General features: G+C 63.0%; 10 protein-coding genes. 7 read left to right on the top strand and 3 right to left on the bottom strand.

Features of this window, described 5'->3' with window-relative positions:
* The 3 genes from FJ222_08005 to FJ222_07995 all read right to left on the bottom strand — a co-directional run.
* On the bottom strand, positions 1-1,025 hold a 1,025-nt coding region (locus FJ222_08005), incomplete at its 3' end, for an AAA family ATPase (protein ID MBM4164368.1).
* Between the two features lie 11 nt (positions 1,026-1,036).
* Positions 1,037-2,482 (bottom strand): hypothetical protein, encoded by a 1,446-nt coding sequence (locus FJ222_08000; GenBank protein MBM4164367.1) that lies wholly within the window; start codon positions 2,480-2,482, stop codon positions 1,037-1,039.
* 59 nt (positions 2,483-2,541) lie between these two features.
* Positions 2,542-5,256 (bottom strand): pyruvate, phosphate dikinase, encoded by a 2,715-nt coding sequence (locus FJ222_07995; protein ID MBM4164366.1) that lies wholly within the window; start codon positions 5,254-5,256, stop codon positions 2,542-2,544.
* A 465-nt stretch (positions 5,257-5,721) separates the two neighbouring features.
* Between FJ222_07995 and FJ222_07990 the strand changes: the two genes are divergently transcribed.
* From FJ222_07990 to FJ222_07960, 7 genes are all read left to right on the top strand, one after another.
* On the top strand, positions 5,722-6,861 hold the full coding sequence (locus tag FJ222_07990; protein MBM4164365.1) for a phosphate ABC transporter permease subunit PstC: 1,140 nt from the start codon (positions 5,722-5,724) through the stop codon (positions 6,859-6,861).
* A gap of 2 nt (positions 6,862-6,863) precedes the next feature.
* The gene (pstA, locus tag FJ222_07985; protein MBM4164364.1) at positions 6,864-8,204 is read left to right on the top strand and encodes a phosphate ABC transporter permease PstA; all 1,341 of its coding nucleotides are present in this window, start codon (positions 6,864-6,866) and stop codon (positions 8,202-8,204) included.
* A gap of 30 nt (positions 8,205-8,234) precedes the next feature.
* Positions 8,235-9,014 carry a phosphate ABC transporter ATP-binding protein gene (pstB, locus tag FJ222_07980; protein ID MBM4164363.1) on the top strand — a complete coding sequence of 260 codons (780 nt, stop codon included), beginning with the start codon at positions 8,235-8,237 and terminating at the stop codon, positions 9,012-9,014.
* 18 nt (positions 9,015-9,032) lie between these two features.
* Positions 9,033-9,698 (top strand): phosphate signaling complex protein PhoU, encoded by a 666-nt coding sequence (phoU, locus tag FJ222_07975; GenBank protein MBM4164362.1) that lies wholly within the window; start codon positions 9,033-9,035, stop codon positions 9,696-9,698.
* A gap of 14 nt (positions 9,699-9,712) precedes the next feature.
* Positions 9,713-10,402: a response regulator gene (locus tag FJ222_07970; GenBank protein MBM4164361.1), complete on the top strand. Its 690-nt coding sequence runs from the start codon at positions 9,713-9,715 to the stop codon at positions 10,400-10,402.
* Positions 10,403-10,405: 3 nt separating this feature from the next.
* Positions 10,406-12,178, top strand: a complete 1,773-nt coding sequence (locus FJ222_07965) for a HAMP domain-containing protein (GenBank protein ID MBM4164360.1) — start codon at positions 10,406-10,408, stop codon at positions 12,176-12,178.
* Between the two features lie 1,190 nt (positions 12,179-13,368).
* On the top strand, positions 13,369-18,928 hold a 5,560-nt coding region (locus FJ222_07960), incomplete at its 3' end, for an RHS repeat protein (GenBank protein ID MBM4164359.1).

Here is an 18,928-nt window from a genome sequence, read left to right as displayed (position 1 = left end):
CACGCCTGCACCCCCCCCCCCTGCGGCAGCCGCATTCCGGCCGGGTCGAGCGCCTCCGCCAGTTCCTGCGACAGCGCCGATGTCGTGACCTGATCGAGCCGCGCCTGGTAATTGAGGATCAGGCGGTGGTTGAGCACCGGCTCGACCAGCATCTTCACGTCCTCGAAGCCCACCGACGGCCGCCCCGCCAGCAGCGCCGCCGCGCGCGCCGCCTCGGCCAGCGCGATCGCGGCGCGCGGCGAGGCGCCGTAGCGCACGTACGTCCGCACCCGCGGCGTCGCCTCGGCGGCGCCGGGGTGGGTGGCGCTCACCAGCCGGGCGATCCAGCGGGCGACGGCCTCGGGGAGCGCCACCCGGTCAACCGTGGCAAAGCAGCGCTCCAGCATCTCCTGCGGCAGCGTCCAGGAGGCTTCGGGCACCGTTCCGTGGCGGCGTCCGGTCAGTATGTCCAGCAAGGTATCGGCGGGCAGATCGCCGACATTCAGACGGAACAGGAAGCGGTCCAACTGCGCCTCGGGGAGCGGGTAGGTGCCCTCCAGCTCGATCGGGTTCTGGCTGGCCAGCACGAAGAATGGCGCCGGGAGCGCCCGCGTGGTTCCCAGCAGCGTGACCGAGCGCTCCTGCATGGTCTCCAGCATGGCGGACTGCGTCTTGGGCGAGGCGCGGTTGATCTCGTCGGCCAGCAGGATGTTGCAGAAGACCGGTCCGGGCTGGAACACCAGGTCGCGCGCGCCGGAGGCCGTCTGCTGCAGGATGTGCGAGCCGAGGATGTCGCCCGGCATCAAATCGGGGGTGAACTGGATGCGCTTGAAGCGGAGGCGCAGGATGTCGGCCACGGCCTTGACCAACGCCGTCTTGCCCAGTCCCGGCAGTCCTTCGAGCAAAATGTGCCCGCGCGCCAGGATGCCGGTGAGGACGAGGCGGTGCAGGGCGTCGCGGCCGAGCAGCATGCGGTTCATCTGGTCGAGCGTCTGGTTCAGCGCCTCGCTCGCGGGGGCGATCTCCTGCGGGGTCAACAGGTTCATGGTGTCTCCAGTCAGGGTTCAAAAAACCGTCCCACGGCTTCGCGGTGGCGGGGCAGGACCGGCGCCTGCGGCGCGCCGCCCCGGGCCGGGGCGGCGTGGGCCAGCGCGCCGGCGCCGCTGGCGGCGGGCGTGGCGGCGACTTCGGGCGCGGCGGCCGAAAGGCCCTCCAGGCGCGCCTGGTCGGCGGCCGGCATCCGGCTGGCCAGGGACTCCTTCTTGAAGGCCGCATTCTCGGTCGTCGAGGGGTCGGTCCAGGTGAGCGCCGCGTCGCCCCGGCCGCGGCTCACGCCGCCCGCGCCGGGCGCGCCCGGCGCGGCGCAGAGCGCGGCGAGGCTGGCCGCCGCCTCGGCGGCCGGCCCCTCCTCGGCGAGGAGCCGCGCCAGCGCTCCGGCGCACGCCGCCGCGTTGGTGCAGGAACCGCCGCTGCAACCGGCGGATGGTGTCGCTTCGCCCGGCTTGAGTTCGCCCAGCTTGAGTTCGCCGAGTCGCGCGAGGCGGGACTCGTTGAGCGCGCCGGCCTCGCGCAACAGGCCGGCCAGATCGCGCAGACTCTCGGGCGAGAGCCCGCCGGGAGCGAGGGCCGTCGCCAGCAGGTTGCTGGCGAGCGCGGCGGGGATCGGCGCGCTGGCCAGGTACTGCGCCAGCGCTTCGGCGGCGGCCGCCGCGAGCGCGCCGGCCTGGGTGTCGCCATCGAGGCGCGCGGCGAGCTGTTCGGCCAGGGCGACGGCCGACTGCAGCGCGGCTTGCTCCTCGGCCAGCGCGCCTGCCTGCGCATCGGCCGCGCGCGCCAGTTCCCCGGCGATATGGTCCAGCGCCTCCAGGGTGCGGGCGGGATCGGCGGCGTCGCCCGTCTGGCTGATCGCCGCCAGTTGGTTGCTGACGGCCGCGACGGCCTGCTCGGGAAGCAGGTTCTCCGCTTCGATCCGGGCGACGCTGGCCGCGAGATGCTCGGTCACCGCGGCGACGGGCGGCCGGCCTGCCGCCACGAGGCCGACGAACAGCCGCTGCGGCAGGAGCGCCGTCAGCAGACAGAAGGCTGTCGACAGGGCCAAGCCGCCCATGATTCGAGGACTGCGCCAGATCACACGGGGCGACGGCGGCGGAGTCGGGTGCCAGGCCTCGGCGCCGGGCAGGCCGGCGCTCATCACGAGGCCGCCCGCCCGTCCCGTCGCATCCAGAGCGGCCAGGCAGACGGACTGGGGAGGGGTGCGCCGAGCCGCCGCATAACCCGCCCCGGCGGCGGCAAGCGCGGTGATGGTCAGCAGAACAAGTCCCCGGTCGGCGGCCGTCGGCGGAAGATCGAGAAAACGTCCCGCCAGAGAGAGCAGCCCGGCGCCGACAGAACCGGCCAGTGCCCCCGCGGCCGCTCCACGGCACACAAGCACGCGGCGAAATCGCTTTTGGAAGCGACGCGCCTCGCGAAACACGGCTCCGGCCTGCTGCTCGTGACCCACCATCGCGTTCCCACGTAGAGTTTTAGATTGAAGGAACAAGATACGCTGAAGGCCAGCTTGCGTCAACGCTTTCCATGCCGGATCGCGGCGTGGGCGGCGGCGACGCGCGCAATGGGGACGCGGTAAGGGGAACAGCTCACGTAGGTCAGCCCCTGGCGGTGGCAGAATTCGACCGAGGCGGGGTCTCCGCCCTGTTCACCGCAGATGCCGATCTTCATGGTTGGGCGGACCTGTCGCCCCTTCTGGGCCGCGATCTCAATCAGCATTCCCACTCCCGACTGGTCGATCGTCTGGAAGGGGTCAGCGTCGAGGATCCGCTTTTGCAGATAATCATTCATAAACCCGCCGGTGTCGTCGCGGCTGAAACCGAAGGTCATCTGCGTGAGATCGTTGGTGCCGAAGCTGAAGAACTCGGCGATGCCGGCCATCTTATCGGCCAGCAGCGCGGCCCTCGGAATCTCAATCATTGTGCCCAGATGATACGTGATTGCTTTCAGCCCGCTGCGGGCCAGCACGTCGGCATAGACCGCGTCAATGATCTTCTTGCTGAACTCTAGCTCGCGCACGTCACACGTCACGGGAATCATGATCTCGGGCTGGGGGGATCTGCCGGCGGCAATCAGATCGGCAGCCGATTCGAAGATCGCGCGGATCTGCGTCTCAGAGATTTCGGGATACGTCACGCCCAGGCGGACGCCGCGGTGTCCCATCATCGGATTGGACTCCTTGAGCGCCTCGCTCCGTTTGTCAATTTCCTTGACGTCGATGCCGAGCGCCTTGGCCAGATCTTCGCGATTGCCCTGAGAATGGGGGATAAACTCGTGCAGCGGCGGATCCAGCAGGCGGAAGGTTACGGGCAGGCCGTCCATGGCCAGCAGCGTCGCCTTGATGTCGCGCTTCATGAAGGGGAAGAGCTGCGCGAGAACCGCCTTGCGTTCGGCCGTGGACGCGGAAAGGATCATCTTGCGTAGCAGGAAGAGCGGCTCGGCGGAATCCTTGCCGTAGAACATGTGCTCGGTGCGGAAGAGTCCGATCCCCTCGGCGCCGAACGTGCGGGCAAGCGCGGCGTCTGAGGGGGTGTCGGCATTGGTCCGAACCCCCATGGTGCGGTATTTGTCGACCAGCGTCATGAAGCTTTGGAATCGCGGGTTCTCCGTGGCGGCAATCATCGGCTGTTGCCCGACGTAGGCGTGGCCCCGGGTGCCGTTCAGCGTGATCAGATCGCCAGCCTTCAAGACCGTTCGCCCTACCCAGGCGGTCTGACTTTCAAGGCAGATGTGCAATTCGCCCGCGCCGACGACGCAGCACTTGCCCCAGCCGCGCGCGACGAGCGCCGCATGGGAGGTCATGCCGCCGCGGGCGGTCAGGATGCCCTCTGCGGCCCGCATGCCCTCGACGTCTTCGGGGTTGGTCTCCTCGCGGACGAGGATGCACGGCCGGTTGGCGTGGAAGGATGCCACCGCCGCTTCGGCGGTGAAGACGATCACGCCCGCCGCAGCGCCGGGACCGGCGGGAAGGCCCTTGACGAACGGGGTGAGGTCCTTTTCAACCTTGGGGTCGAGGATGGGGTGGAGCAGTTCGTCCAACTGCGCCGGCTCCACGCGCAGGACCGCCTGCTTCTCGTCGATGATCTTCTCCTGCAGCATGTCCATCGCCATGTTCAGCGCGGCCGTGCCGGTCCGCTTGCCCACGCGGCATTGAAGCATGTAGAGCGTCCCCTCCTGAATCGTGAACTCGATGTCGAGCATGTCGGCGTAGTTCTTCTCGAGCACGGCGCGAATGCCGCAGAGTTGCTGGTAGGTGTCGGGCATCAGCTCTTGAAGCGACTGCAAGTGGTCGTTCTGCGCGTTCTTGGTGTCGTTGTTGAGCGGATTGGGGGTGCGGATTCCGGCCACGACGTCTTCGCCCTGCGCGTTGATCAGCCATTCGCCGTAGAAGGTGTTGTCGCCCGTGGCCGGGTTGCGTGTGAAGGCCACGCCCGTCGCGGAGGTGTCGCCCATGTTGCCGAACACCATGGCCTGCACGTTCACGGCGGTGCCCCAGGCGTCGGGAATCCCCTCAATGCGGCGGTACGAGACGGCCTTCTTGCCGTTCCAGCTCTTGAACACGGCGCCGATTCCGCCCCAGAGCTGCTTCATCGGGTCATCGGGGAAGGGGACGCCAAGCTCCGTCTGGACGCGCCGTTTGAAGCTCTCGGCCAGTTCCTGAAGGTTGGCAGCCGTCAGATCGGTGTCGCTAGCGTACTTTTTGATGTGCTTGTACTCGTCGAGAGCGGTATCGAGGAGCTTGCGAATACCCACGCCCTTGGCGGGGTCGCGCCCTTCGGCCTTCTCCATCACGACATCGGCGTACATCATGATCAGGCGACGGTAGCTGTCCCACACGAAACGGGGGTTTTTGGTCTTGGCGATCATGGCCGGGATGGTGGTGCTTGACAGTCCGACATTCAGGACGGTATCCATCATGCCGGGCATGGAACTGCGCGCGCCGGATCGGCATGAGACGAGCAACGGGTTCTTCGCGTCGCCGTACTTCATTCCCATGGTCGCTTCGGTTTTGTGCAGCGCATCCAAAACCTGTGCTTCGAGCTCAGCAGGGAACCGGCCGCCCTGAGCAAAATAGTCCGTGCAACACGCCGTGGTCACGGTAAAACCGGCGGGGACCGGCAGGTGGAGGTGACACATCTCGGCGAGATTCGCGCCCTTGCCGCCGAGTAAATTCTTGTCCTTGGCATTACCCTCGGCACCCGTGCCGCCAAACGTGTAGACATATTTCATAGATGATTCATATCCTGTGAATGCGGCACGAAAAGATCCCGCCGCTGATGGAGGTTGGTTTTTGTTTGCAAAACGTACGGAAGTATAGTGCACGTGTCAAAATCGGTCAAGGTGTCGTTTGCCCAATTTAGCAACTCTCATTTTGAGCATTTTGGGTGCATCCTGCCGGTCGGAATCGGAATCGCTATCGGTATCGGGGTCGAAATTCCTTCTTTTTTGTCGATCCCGATCCCAATTTCGATTTGGATACCGATATCGACGACCTTAGCGAGGATTCCTAACACAATGCTAACACGGATGCCATTCAATCTTAACAGGCGAATGCTCAACTATCTGCCAACGGCCACTGTGAGGCCGTGGGCCTGTGGCCGATAACAGGAGACCTGCATCATGAGACAGTCACCGGGACCGTCACGAGGCGTAAAACACTAGACGACAGGGTGTCGGGACCTCCGAGATCATCCTATGCCCACCAGGGAACACATTCTGCTGACGACGCGCGAAATGCGGAAGCGAAGGGTCTTCGGACTGCTGGGCCGAAGCTTTCTGCTGCTGGTCACCTCGGTGGCGGCGCTGGCTGTGCTCGCGATCATTTTCTTCATCGCCCGCGACGCGCTGCCATTCTTCAGAATCAGCGAGGCGTCGGATTTCTTTTTCTCCAAGGCCTGGTACCCCACGCATCAGCCTCCCCAGTTTGGCGCGGCCGCCATTTTTGTCGGCAGTCTGCTGGTAACCGCGGCAGCGGTCGTTCTGGCGGTGCCGCCGGGGGTGTGTGCGGCATTGTGCATGAGCGACATCCTCCCGTTCAACGTGCGGCAGGTGCTCAAGCCGGTCATTGAGATGCTGGCGGCCATCCCGTCGGTCGCCTACGGATTTTTTGCCCTGGTCGTGCTGGCACCGCTGTTGCAGAATCACGGGGGCCGTCTGCTTGCGACGGCCTGGTGGGTGCTGGCCCTGCCAACGCTGGGCCTCGGGTCGGTGGTGGCTGCCGACCTCTTGACGCCCGTCCGCCTGACGGCGCGCGCGCACGGTGTGATGCGCAGCGTCCTGACCCTGGCCTTGCTGGCACTATCTTTAGTCATCCTGATCACGGTCAGCCGGATTTTGGGCGCGGTGCAGATTGCCAGCGGCGTCAATGCGTTGAATGCATCGGTGATCCTCGGGGTGATGGCGCTGCCGACGATTGTAAGTGTCTCCGAGGATGCCCTTCAGGCCGCCGGACGTGAGTTGCGTGAGGGGAGCTATGCGCTGGGAGCAACACGGGCCGAGACGCTGGTCAAGGTGGTTATTCCGGCATCCATCAGCGGTATTTTTTCGGCGGTTCTGCTCGGTATCATGCGAGCGCTGGGGGAGACGATGGTGGTGTGGATGGCTTCGGGGAACGCCGCCCAGATCCCGAAACCGTGGTACAACCTGCTCCTGCCGGTTCGGACGCTGACCGCGACCATCGCGGGTGACATGGGCGAGGCCGATCAGATGACCGGATCGGCGCACTACCATGTGCTCTTCGCCATGGGCTTGAGCCTGCTGGTGTTCAGTTTCGCATGCAATCTGGCCGGTGAGTGGATTGTCACGCGCCAGCGCAAACGGCTGAGGGGTTGCTGACCATGCGTTTATCGACACGCAAACTTCTGGATCGTGCGTTCACTGCGAATGCCTGCTTCGCGGTTGGGCTGATGACCCTGTTCTTGCTCGTTGTTTTGCTGCCGATCCTGATCAAGGGCTCGTCGGCCTATCTCTTCAGGGCCACGGTCGAGCACCGCCGCATGATGCGCGAGCAATTCGGCCGCGGGGACGCGCGGCGGGCCGCTGAAGAGCACGCGGCGGTGCAGGAGGCGCGGCGGCCGATCTATGAGGCGATCACCGCGTTTGAGGCCGAACTCGCCGAGCTGCCGGCCGCCCGGCGAAAAGCGTTACGCCCGGCGTTCAAGGAGGTTCGCGAGACTCTGGCGCTTTTGCTCGGTCCCGATCCGGGCGCGCCGCTTCCCGCGCTGACGCGCCGCCTGTATGGGCAGACACGCTGGGATCAGGCACAGGAGAAGGCCGAGCGCTTGCTCTACGAAGAGACATGGGACTACTCCGGGGGCGAGGGGAAACAGGTTTACGTGCCGCGCGAGCCTCTGTTCGAGGGAACGACGCTCGCGCCGGTGTTCCCGATTGTGCGCGACAATCTACGGGAGCTGCTGCAGCCCAGGCTGACCTTCTACCCACGGTTTCTGACCGACCGGTCCTTTGACGCCCATTTTTTTGGGGGCATCGGCGCAGAGGTCATGGGAACGGTTTATCTGGCGCTCGGGGCGATGCTCATCGCCGTCCCCTTGGGCATCATCGCCGCCATCTATTTCCAGGAATATGCCAAGGCCGGGCCCGTCCTCTCGTTCCTCCGCTCGTGCGTCAACACGCTGGCGGGCGTGCCGAGCATCGTGTTCGGCCTTTTCGGACTGGCATTCTTTATCAATACGCTTCAGGTGTCGTCCGGCAAAAGCGTACTGGCCGGGGCGCTGACCTTGGCCTTGCTGGTTTTGCCGACGGTGATTCGGGCCTCCGAAGAGGCGATCGCGGCCGTCCCCCGATCGTATAAAGAAGCGGCGATGGCGTTGGGTGCCGGACAATGGCGCACGATTCTGACGGTGATTTTGCCGGCTGCTTTGCCGGGGATTCTGACTGGGACGGTGATCAGCATGGGGCGCGCGGCGGGTGAGACGGCCCCGATCATTTTCACGGCGGCGGTGAGCGTGGGGCCCCTGCTGCGGCCGTCCGAACTGCTGACCCAGGCGACCCCGGCCCTTTCGTGGAACCTGTACAATATCTGCACCGAGCACGAGGCGGTTGACGAGATCCGGCATGTCCAGTACGGGATGGCGGCCACGCTGGTGGTGATGGTTCTGGTTCTGAATCTGACGGCGATTGTGATCCGTGCGCGTGTCGCCAGACGATTAAAAGGCTGATGCGTGAGTCTGCAGCAACAGGGAGAGCGTATGAATACAACGGCAGCACAGGGCGGGGCGGCGCCGGTCGAAGCCAGGGGCTTTTCGGTCTTTTACGGCGAGCATGAGGCGGTGCGGCGGGTGGATCTGGCCATTGCTGTGGGTCAGGTGACGGCGATCATCGGTCCGAGTGGATGTGGCAAGAGCACCTTCCTGCGGGCGATCAACCGGATGAACGATCTGATTCCCGTGTGCCATGCGGAGGGTGAATTGCTCTTTGACGGCCAGAACATCTACGGGGGTGCGGTTGACGCGGCCGTGTTGCGCCGCAGGATCGGTATGGTGTTTCAAAAGCCCAATCCTTTTCCAAAGTCGATTTACGACAACATCGCCTACGGTCCGCGGCTGCACGGCACGGTATCCCGCGCGGCACTCGACGGGATCGTCGAGGAGAGCTTGCGGGGGGCGGTCTTATGGGATGAGGTGAAGGACCGGCTGGAGCGGAACGCGCTCGGGTTGTCGGGCGGGCAGGCGCAGCGCCTCTGCCTGGCGCGCGCGCTGGCGGTGCAACCCGAGGTCCTGCTGATGGATGAGCCAACCTCGGCGCTGGATCCCAAGGCCACGGCGCGCATCGAAGAGCTGATCGTGGAATTGCGCGGCCGCTACACCCTCGTGATCGTCACCCACAACATGCAGCAGGCGGCCCGAGTCTCCGATCAAACGGCTTTTTTTTATGAGGGGAATCTCGTAGAATATGGCCCGACCACTGATCTCTTCACACGGCCGCGCGAAAAACAGACCGAGGATTACATCACCGGACGGTTCGGCTGATCGGGAGTAAGAGCAGGAATGAACATGATATTTGAACGGGAAACCGAGCGCTTGAAAGAGGATATCCTCCGTCTGGCGGGTGAAGTCGAGCAACGGTTGCGCGAGGTGCTGCGCAATCTGGATGCCCGTGAGCGGGCGCCGTTGCTGGCGTGGGCGGCGCGTGACGAGGAGATTGACGCGCGCGAGGTGCAGATCGAGGAGGAGTGCCTCAAGCTGTTGGCGCTGCATCAGCCCGTGGCGCGTGATCTGCGCTTTGTGATCGCTGTTCTCAAGATCAATAACGACTTGGAGCGGATCGGCGACATCGTGGTGAACATCGCCGATCGCGGGGTGCGGCTATCGGCCTTTCCGGTGAGTGATCTGCAAAGCACGCTCATGCGGATGGGACACCTGGCCGGCGCGATGCTCAAAGACAGCATTGACGCGCTCGTTGAGCGGGACGTGCCCAAGGCGAAGGCGGTGATTGCGCGCGACGACGCCGTGGATCGCCTCAACGAGGAGGTCATTCGCGAGGTCGTTGCCCGCGCGACTCAGGAGCACGCCGGAGCGCGGGTCGAGGCGTTGATCCTGATTCATGACGTGGCCCGTGACTTGGAGCGGGTTGGCGATCATGCCACCAATATCGCCGAGGATGTCGCCTATTTGGCGGACGGCACGATCATTCGTCACGTGCATGCGCCGTAAGGCGGGGAGGGACCATGGCGAGGGAAACCATTCTGATCATTGAAGATGACGCGGATATCCGCGAACTGATCCGCTACAATCTGACGCGCGAGGGTTATGTAATCGCTGAATGCGCCTCCGCCGAAAAGGCGGCCGCATTTCTCAAGCGGACGCTGCCGGGTCTGATTCTGCTCGACCTGATGCTGCCGGGGCTGGACGGTTTTGCCTTCTGTCGGAGCTTACGCGCCGATGAACGGACGAAGGGGGTGCCGGTGATCATGGTGACGGCGCGCGACGAGGATGCCGACATCGTGGCGGGCCTGGAGGTCGGGGCCGATGATTACATGACCAAACCGTTCAGCGCCCGCATTCTCTCAGCGCGCGTCCGCGCCGTCCTGCGGCGACGCACGGCCGAGCCGGGGGATGAGCTGGATGTGCTGGTGCGCGGGTCCATTGAGATTGACCGGACGCGCCACGCGGTTCGTCTGGAGGGTCGGCCCCTGGAACTGACGCTCAGCGAATTCAAGACACTGGACCTTTTCATGCGGCGGCCGGGGATGGTGTTTTCGCGCTATCAGATCGTGGATGCCGTGCATGGCGCCGATTACCCCGTGACCGACCGGTCCGTGGACGTGCAGATCGTGGGGTTGCGGCGGAAACTCGGCAAATACAGCGAGTTGATCGAGACCGTTCGCGGGGTTGGCTACCGGATGCGGACTGAGTAAACCATGACACGACAGGCCTTGTTCCGACAATTCTTCGGGGCGCACTTTCTGATCCTCTGCGTGGCGGTGGGATTTATATCTCTGTACACCTGGCGCACGGGGCGTCAGGCCTTCCATCGGCAATGGTTACGCGAGCTGCAGACCCAGGCCGAACTCGCCGCGGCGTTGCTGCCTCGCAGCGATGGCCAGGTGGACGATACAGCGATCAGCCGCTTTTTTGAGCGACTGGGTGGGGTGGGGGATGGCCGGTTCACGCTGATTCTTCCAGATGGACGTGTGGCGGGAGATTCGGACGTGAACGTCGCGCGGATGGATCGCCATGATGACCGTCCGGAAGTGCTGGAGGCGGTGGCGACAGGGACCGGGGTCAGCCAACGGTATAGCGAGAGCGTGGGTATGGAGATGCTCTATCTGGCGCGACGGGTGCCGTTGGAGGGCCCGATTCAGGCGGTGGTGCGAGTGTCGGTGCCTCTGCATACGTTGACGCGCGAGTTACGCAACACCGATCACATGCTGCTTGTTCTTCTGCTGATGGTTTTGGCTGCTGCGGCCGCGCTCAGCTATGGGGCGGCGTTGCGGATCATTGGCCCCGTCGCCGATTTGCAGCGCGGGCTGGAGCAAATGGGCGCCGGTGATTTGTCATACCGTCTATCCATTCCGCCAGTTCCGCATTTGGCCGCGCTTGCACGATCGATCAATCAGACGGCGGACCGGCTGCAACGCGACATTCAGGCTTTGAAAGAAGAGCGCAACCTGCGCACGCTCATCCTGGCCAACATGACCAGCGGCGTGGTTGCGATCGATGGAAATCACAGGCTGATGGACCTCAATGACGCCGCGCGCCAAATGCTCAACCTGCGGCATTCGGCGCCCGAGGGGACCGGGATTAACGAGGTGACGCGGGATCCCGCGATGCTTGCGTTGATCGATGAAAGCGAGCGGCAGACGGGACCGGTCGAGCGTGAAGTGATTGCAGGTGCCGCAGCCGAGGGTGTGCTTCACCTGAGGGCCACGGCGTTAAAGGACGTGGCGGGGCGGCGGGTCGGCACGCTGGTCGTGTTGAGCGATGTCACGATGCTGCGGCGGCTGGAGACGGTGCGGCAAGACTTCGTCGCCAACGTGTCGCATGAACTGCGCACGCCGATCACCTCGGTCAAGGGTTTTGCCGAAACGTTGCTGGATGGGGCGATGAGCGACCCGGAGACGGCCGAGCGCTTTCTCATGATCATCGTGCGCCAGGCGACCCAGCTCGAATCGATCATCCGCGATCTGCTGGATCTGGCGCGACTGGAACAGAGTTCTGCGCAGACGCTGGACCGTCCGTTGACGTTTGTGGCCGGCGTGTTGAGAAGCGCGTTGGAGCTGTGTCAGATCCGCGCCGATGCGCGCGGGGTGCGTTTGTTGCTGACCTGCGCCGAGGATCTCACCGCCAGACTGCACGCGGGGTTGATCGAACAGGCCGTCGTGAATCTCATCGACAACGCCATCACGCATGGCGCAACCGGTGCGGGCTCGCAGGTCGAGGTTGCGGCGGTCAGCACCGGCGATGGCGTGCGCATCACAGTCCGGGACACCGGTGTCGGCATCGAACACAAACATCTGGATCGGATCTTCGAACGCTTCTACCGGGTGGACAAGGGACGCAGCCGCGAGCTGGGCGGCACGGGCCTGGGACTGTCCATTGTCAAGCACATCGTTCTGGTTCACAACGGCACTGTGGCTGTTGCCAGCGAACCGGGCGCCGGGTCTACCTTCACCATCCTGCTGCCCGCGTGAACCGAATGATCGGCGGGCTGCAGGATTTCGCGGTAATGCGTCAATTATTAGAATTGCTTGTCCTATTTTTTGAGGGCTGGACACGTTCTCGGTTAAGTGCAATACTCACGGCCTTCATTTTGGGTGTTTCATTTCGCTGCGCAGCAAATGAAGGAGGCCTGCCGGACAGTTATGCGTCACCCACTTCTAATAGAAAGCAAATCGCGGATGTTTCGTGTCAGTCGCTGCGCGGGCGTGGTCATGGCAGCTCTGGTAGCATGTGGAGTTTCCAATCTATACGCAGAAGACGCCGGACAACCCTTCCCGCTGAATCTGCTGACTACCTGTCTCAACACGGATTCGGCAGGAACGGTCTCCTCGTTCTCGGATTTGGATGCGGCCGTGGCCGCCGGGTTTGACCAGTTGTCGAACTCCGTGATGGCGATCTACCCGCCGGGGCGCTTCGCAATTCCTCAAGATGGCGGCTTATTCGTGTTTTCCACTAATGGCGAGATTGCAGCCAATATTGACTGGCTTGAACCAACCACGGCGCTGGGCGTTCCGCTCTATAAAATGGGCGTGATCGAGACGCAATTGAACGCCCGTTCATGGATCTACATGGGCGCGAGTGATGGCACCCACTGCCTGGCGTTCCGCACGAATGCCGTGCCGACTGGATTTGATCCGCAGGCGTGGGTGCGTTCCGTGTATGGCGATCCGCCCGCGTACCTCTACGGCACGGATTTAACGGAGTGGTATTCGGACCATGAACGCAACCGAGCGATCCTTGGCATGACCCTGATCAGCGAAGCCCATGTCACGGCCTTACAGGAAGCATTGGAGGCGTCGGAGTCCAATGCAACCAATTCGCCGGGCGCTGACCCGGCAGTGCCGCTATGGCCTGCAGATACCAACAGTCTATCCTTCGCGAACCTCTGGACGTCCACAAGTTCCGCGAACACATTGAACCTGTGGATCTACTCGCCCGCTTCCCGCCCGGTAGCGGTTCTGGCGCGCGAAACCCTCCTCGGCGCTTCGACCGACTGGCAGATGCGTGGCTATTTCAGCGCCACGCCGCCGTTCAATCTGTGGCATGCTTCCATGGGTGTCGCCGCTTCATTTTTTATGATGGGCTATCTTGATCAAGACGGCGATGGTGACGGCATCCCAGATCTGATCGAATTAAAGATGACCGGCACCAACCCCTTTCAATGGGATTCCGCAGGCAGCAGTCTGGGCGATTATGCGCGCTATTTTATCTATGGCCTCTCAACCACCAATCGCGACGCCAACGGCGACGGCATGGACGACGACGAGGCCATTCAGGCTGGTCTCAATCCAGCCGATTGGAACACGGGCGCAGACAACGATTCGATTCGTTATTATTACGATGCGGACGACCGGGTTGCGGGTGCCTTCTCCGGATCACCAGCGGGCACCGCAAACTACAAACTGTCTCCGGCAGGCAATCATGTCATTACGGCGGAAAGGAGCGCACCATGAAGCGCTTTTTTCCAACGTTTTCGTGCGCACTCCTGCTTGTAGGCATCTGCCTTCTAGCGGTCACGAGCTCGGCAGACCTGTTGTCCGATGGAAGCACGAACTGGTCTGGATGGAGAGTCCTTGGCCCCTCTTCACCGCCACGCGCATTGGCTGGCGATGTGTTGCAGCTTAGCAAAGCGCCAAGTTCGGCAACCCTGTCACTCATCCAAGCTACTGGCGTACCGTTGTCCAATCTGCAATCCATCCCAGGGACGCTCGATCTGGGACTGGCCTCCTCGGTGTCGCCCGGTTCAAACGATCTGATCGCGGAGACCGCGCGCGCCCTTGATTATGACTGGGCGCAATGCTATCTGTTTGTTCGCAACCAGATTCGCTTCACGCCCTGCAAGGGGTTTATGCGCGGCCCCGAACGCACGTTGCTGGACCGCGAAGGCAGCGACGGCGATCAGGCTTTTCTGCTTCTCGCGCTGCTACAGATGTCGGGTTATACGGCCACTGTGCGTTACGTTGCCCCTCCAGATGGCAATGGCGTTGGAGGTTTCGTTGTCCCCCTCGGCGGCACAGCTTCCGGTTATGACGCCGCCGCATGGGTGGGCGTGGCTGCCACAGGCACCGTCGATAACGTCATCGATGCTGTCTGGAGCGCCATCGGGCCGAGCCAACTGGGCTCGCTTTTCTGGACGGCCGATACGCTTGCGGCGAGTTCGCTGGCGATCGAGCACTTCTGGGTGCAGTTGACTCTGGACAACCAGACCTATGACCTCGATCCATCATTCAAGCCTCGGATTACGACGCCACCGCGTGATGTGCTGACAGACATGGGCTACTCACGGTCCAACCTGCTGGCACAGGCGGGCGGGTCAGTGACAAACGATTGGTTCGTCCGCAGTCTTTCATCCGCTAACCTGGCCAGCGAACTGCGCCGCCTGTCAGCAACGCTCGCCGCGAATTGGCAGACCCTCGGCACCAACGCCGCGACATCGTTCTTCATCGGTGGCGATACCATTGTTCCCCAGAATCTTGCCACGGATACGGCCACATTCCACGGCACGGTGGCCGGAACAAACATTGCCTTTTTGAATCAGCCCGACGAGTACAAGAATGCGTTTCGCGCCAGTCTCACCGTTTATCATACTGGTTTCACCACAACTCTATGGCTCGACGAAGTGTCCGCTCGTCATGTGTGGCTGGCCTATACCAATTCGGCTCAAACCTATCCGAAGGCCGTGCTGCGCGTGGATGACACCACGGTGGCCACCGAACCGGATGGTTCGTCTTCTCAGACCGATGGCGCATATCTTTCCGTGTCCCATCCGGCCGTTGGATCGGATGCGCCCTATTACACTTTGAGTCGCGCGCTGACCAATGTTTACGCCATTCCCATCGGTTTCGGTGGCGATCATCGGGGGGGCATGCGCGAGCGCGCCGAAAACGAACTGGGCCGGCTGCGTGCCGCCGGTTTGCCCGAAAACAATATCTTCCTGCGATCCCGCGTCGTGCAGCTTGTCGGACAGCAGTGGCTGGCCCAGACCGCGCTCTTCAACGAGCTGGACAGCCGCCTGCGGGGCACACACCAGCACTTTTTCTACACCCTCGGAATTTCGGCACAGGAGGAGGCCCCCTATGTCGATCTCAAGAACGCCTACTCCTACTCGTCCGCCGATCCCGCCACGTTCGACGGCTACATGCTCTTTGCAAGTGCTCTTGAACACGGTGTGCTTGACCAGGTGAACGGCACGAACCGACCGGCGGTCTCCACCGTGCGCGTCTTGGATCTGGCCAACGCCGCCAACCTGCCCATCTACTTCGCCACCTTGGCGAATTGGTCCACGATCCGCAGCGCGCTGACCAACTATTCGGCAGAAACGCTTTCGGATTTCGACACCGATATCGCCAGCGGGCGCAAACTGCTGCTGCCCCAAGACGGTCACATTACGCTGAACCGCTGGACCGGAAGCGGCACTATCAACTACGGTCCGGCAGCCGGTGGTGGATACAGCACCGGCATGATGATCGGCGGTGGCCTGAACGGCGGATTTACGAGCCTCCCCGGCTTGAGCGATGCCGGCAAAACCTATCTTGCGCATGAAGCACCGGGCCTGCACGATGCTTCGACAACGCCCGTACTCTCTCAAGATCCCGTTGACATGATGACCGGCGCCAGTCTGGTCACGCGCACCGATCTGGCCATGGCCCAGCCCGCACCGCTGGCTTGGACACGGCATTACGATTCCCGCACGCGCCGAGTTGACGGCTCGCTCGGATGTGGCTGGACCCACAGTTATGACGCCCAGGCAAACGTGCATGCGGACGCCGATGCCATGATGGGGCGCAGCTCTGCGGTGGCCAGCGTTCCATCGGTGGTGGCCAGTGCTGTGGTGGCCGACCTGCTGGCCGCCGGAGAATCCGCCCAAAACATGACCATCGCCTGCCTGGTGGCCAAATGGTGGACCGATCAACTCGTGGATGGCGCTGTCACCATCAAGACGGAGAACGAGGCCCTTTCGTTCACACGCAAGCCCGATGGCGATTATGTGGCTTCGCCTGGCGTCACCGCGACGCTGGCGCGTAATGCCGGCGGACAGTTGGTCCTGCAAGAGCGTTTGGGGCGAACGTGGACCTTCGCCACGAATGGCGTTCTTTCTCGTATTGTCGATCCATCCAGCAATTCCGTAGCCCTCTTTTATACCAACGCTTCCTGCCTGGTGGCCGTCTCCAACTCGTTCGGCCGCGCCTTCACGGTGAACAGGTCCGGCGGGCGCATTTCTTCCGTGAGCGATACGGCCGGACGCAGCGTGTCTTACCGCTACAGTCCGACCGGGTGCCTGACGGGTGTGACGGATGCCGCCGGTTTCACGTGGTCCATGGCGTATGACACCAACGCCTTGTTCCTTTCGGAAACCGATCCTGACGGCTTCAAGACCGTCATCAACGCCTATAACGGACTGGGACAAGTCACGAACCAGATATCGGCCGCCGGAAGCAGTTGGCCTTTCGGTTTTGCCGCCGGCTATCGCGCCTGGGAGATCGATCCGTTCGGCCAGCGTGTCATCTATACCTACACCGATGATGGCCGTCTCGCGCAGCGGGTCAACCGCGATAACACGACCAACTCGTTCTTCTACGACGGTCAGGGTCAGATGGTCTCCACTGTAGACGTCATCGGGCGCGTCACGATCAACCAGTTCGACGCCAGCAACCGCCTGGTGCGCCTGATCGAAGCCGCCAACACGGACAGTCCGCGAACCACCGCGTTTGTCTACGACAATCAGCACCGGCTGGTCACTCTCTCCAATGCGCTCGGCCGCCTGACGCGCATGACCTACGACGCCAGCCATCGGCTGACCTCGCGTACGACGCCCGACGGGACGGTGCTAACGAATGTTTATGGCAGTTACGGCCTTCTTGCCTCAACGACCGTGTTAGATCCGTTCGGCCACCCACTGGCCTTTACCGCCTTCGACTATGACAGTCGCGGGTTTGCCTCCAGCGTTACCTCCACCGATGCCGGTACCGCACAGTTCGGGTACGACAACGCGGGCAACGTCACCAACATTCTGGACGCGCTCGGTCATCCCACACACTTGGCTTACGACCCGCGCGGAATGCTCACCGACACGATCGACGCACCCGGCGGTCGCACCACGCGCCGTTACACCTCCGCAGGCCGGTTGTCCGCCACGATTGATCCACTCAACCGGACCAACAGCCAGACCTGGACCGCCTCCGGCCAACCGGCCGCCACACGTCTTGCCAATGGCGGACAAATCACCAACGAATATGATCTGGCCGACCGGCTGGTGGCGTCCCAAGACGCGCGCAACACCCGCATGCAACTGGGCCTCGACATCCTGGGCCGCGCCACGAATCGTTCGACCGCCGTCTGGTCCGAGCGCACCTGGTACAATCCGATCGGATGCGCCACCACCCAGGTGGACGTGATTGGCGGGCGGACAGAAGTGAAGTACGACTCGTTGTTACGCCCCGTCGCCGTCTTAGACCCAATGAACCGTTTGTGGCAAACCGGCTACGATGCTCTCGACGCCGTCACCAACAGCGTGGACGCCCGCGGCCGCAGCACCCGCTACGCACTCGACATCCTGGGGCGTCGCACCCGCGTGACCTATCCATCCGGCCGTGCCGAAAGCTTTGCTCTCGACGCGCTCGGACGCATGAACGCCTTCACCAATTCCGAAAGCCACGTCTATCGCCTCGCGTATGACGGCCAGTCCCGCGTCATCGCCGCCACCAACGCGGCGGGCGAACAAGTCTTCCGCAACTTCTTCGACCTCTGCGGCAACCTGACCAACAAAGTAGACGCGGCGTCCCGCCGCGTCGCTTTCCAGTACGACAGTCTCAACCGATGCACCAACACCGTCTACGCGGACGGCAGCACCGAGGCATTCACCTTCGATGCCGTTGGCAATCTGCTCACCGCGAAGAACGCCGCCAACACCAACACCTTTGCTTATGACGCGATGAATCATCTCACCTCCTCGGTCAGCCGCGTGTCGGGCATCGCCTTCACGAATGGCTACCGCTATGACCTTGGGGGATTGGCCACAGCCGTCGTTTATCCCGATGGTAAAACGGTGCAGTACGCCTTGGATGCCGATGGAAATGTGACCAACGTCACCGACTGGTCCAATCATGTCTGGAGCATTACGCGCGATGCAGCAGGACGCATGACCGCACTCGCATACCCGAACAACATCAATGGCACATGGGGTTACGACGCCTCCAGCGCCGTCACGAGCTGGGGCTACACCGGCGGCACCAATTTGCCGGGACGCTCGATCACCCGCGACACAATGGGCCTCAAGACACGCGAGGACATTACGTCTGGCCCCATGCCGACACCGGCCTCCAACCGTCGTGCGGTCAACACCTTCAACGCCGCCGACCGCCTCACGTCCGCGCTGGTGGGTACGGACTCGAATCGAGTTACAGAAACGTACCTGTACAACGGATGCGGCGCACTAACAAACATTGCGACTAGTGGAAGTGGTGCAGGCGTCCCGCCTGCACGATTCACCTATGATCTTGCCGGACGGATGACCACCGCCACGGCCAGCAATCTCACCCTCTCCGCCAGTTACGATGCCCTCGGCAATCGCGTCAACACCACCGTCAACGGCGACCCCCGCCTCTGGGTGATCGACCATACCGACCCGCTCAAGCGCCCCCTGATGGAAACCACCACCAACGGCGTGCCCGTGCGCTACTACATCTGGGGCGCCGGTCGGTTGCTGGGAATCATCGAAAGCG

The organism is Lentisphaerota bacterium (assembly GCA_016873675.1).
Lineage (GTDB): Bacteria > Verrucomicrobiota > Kiritimatiellia > RFP12 > JAAYNR01 > VGWG01.
This window is presented reverse-complemented; position numbering and strand designations above follow the sequence as displayed.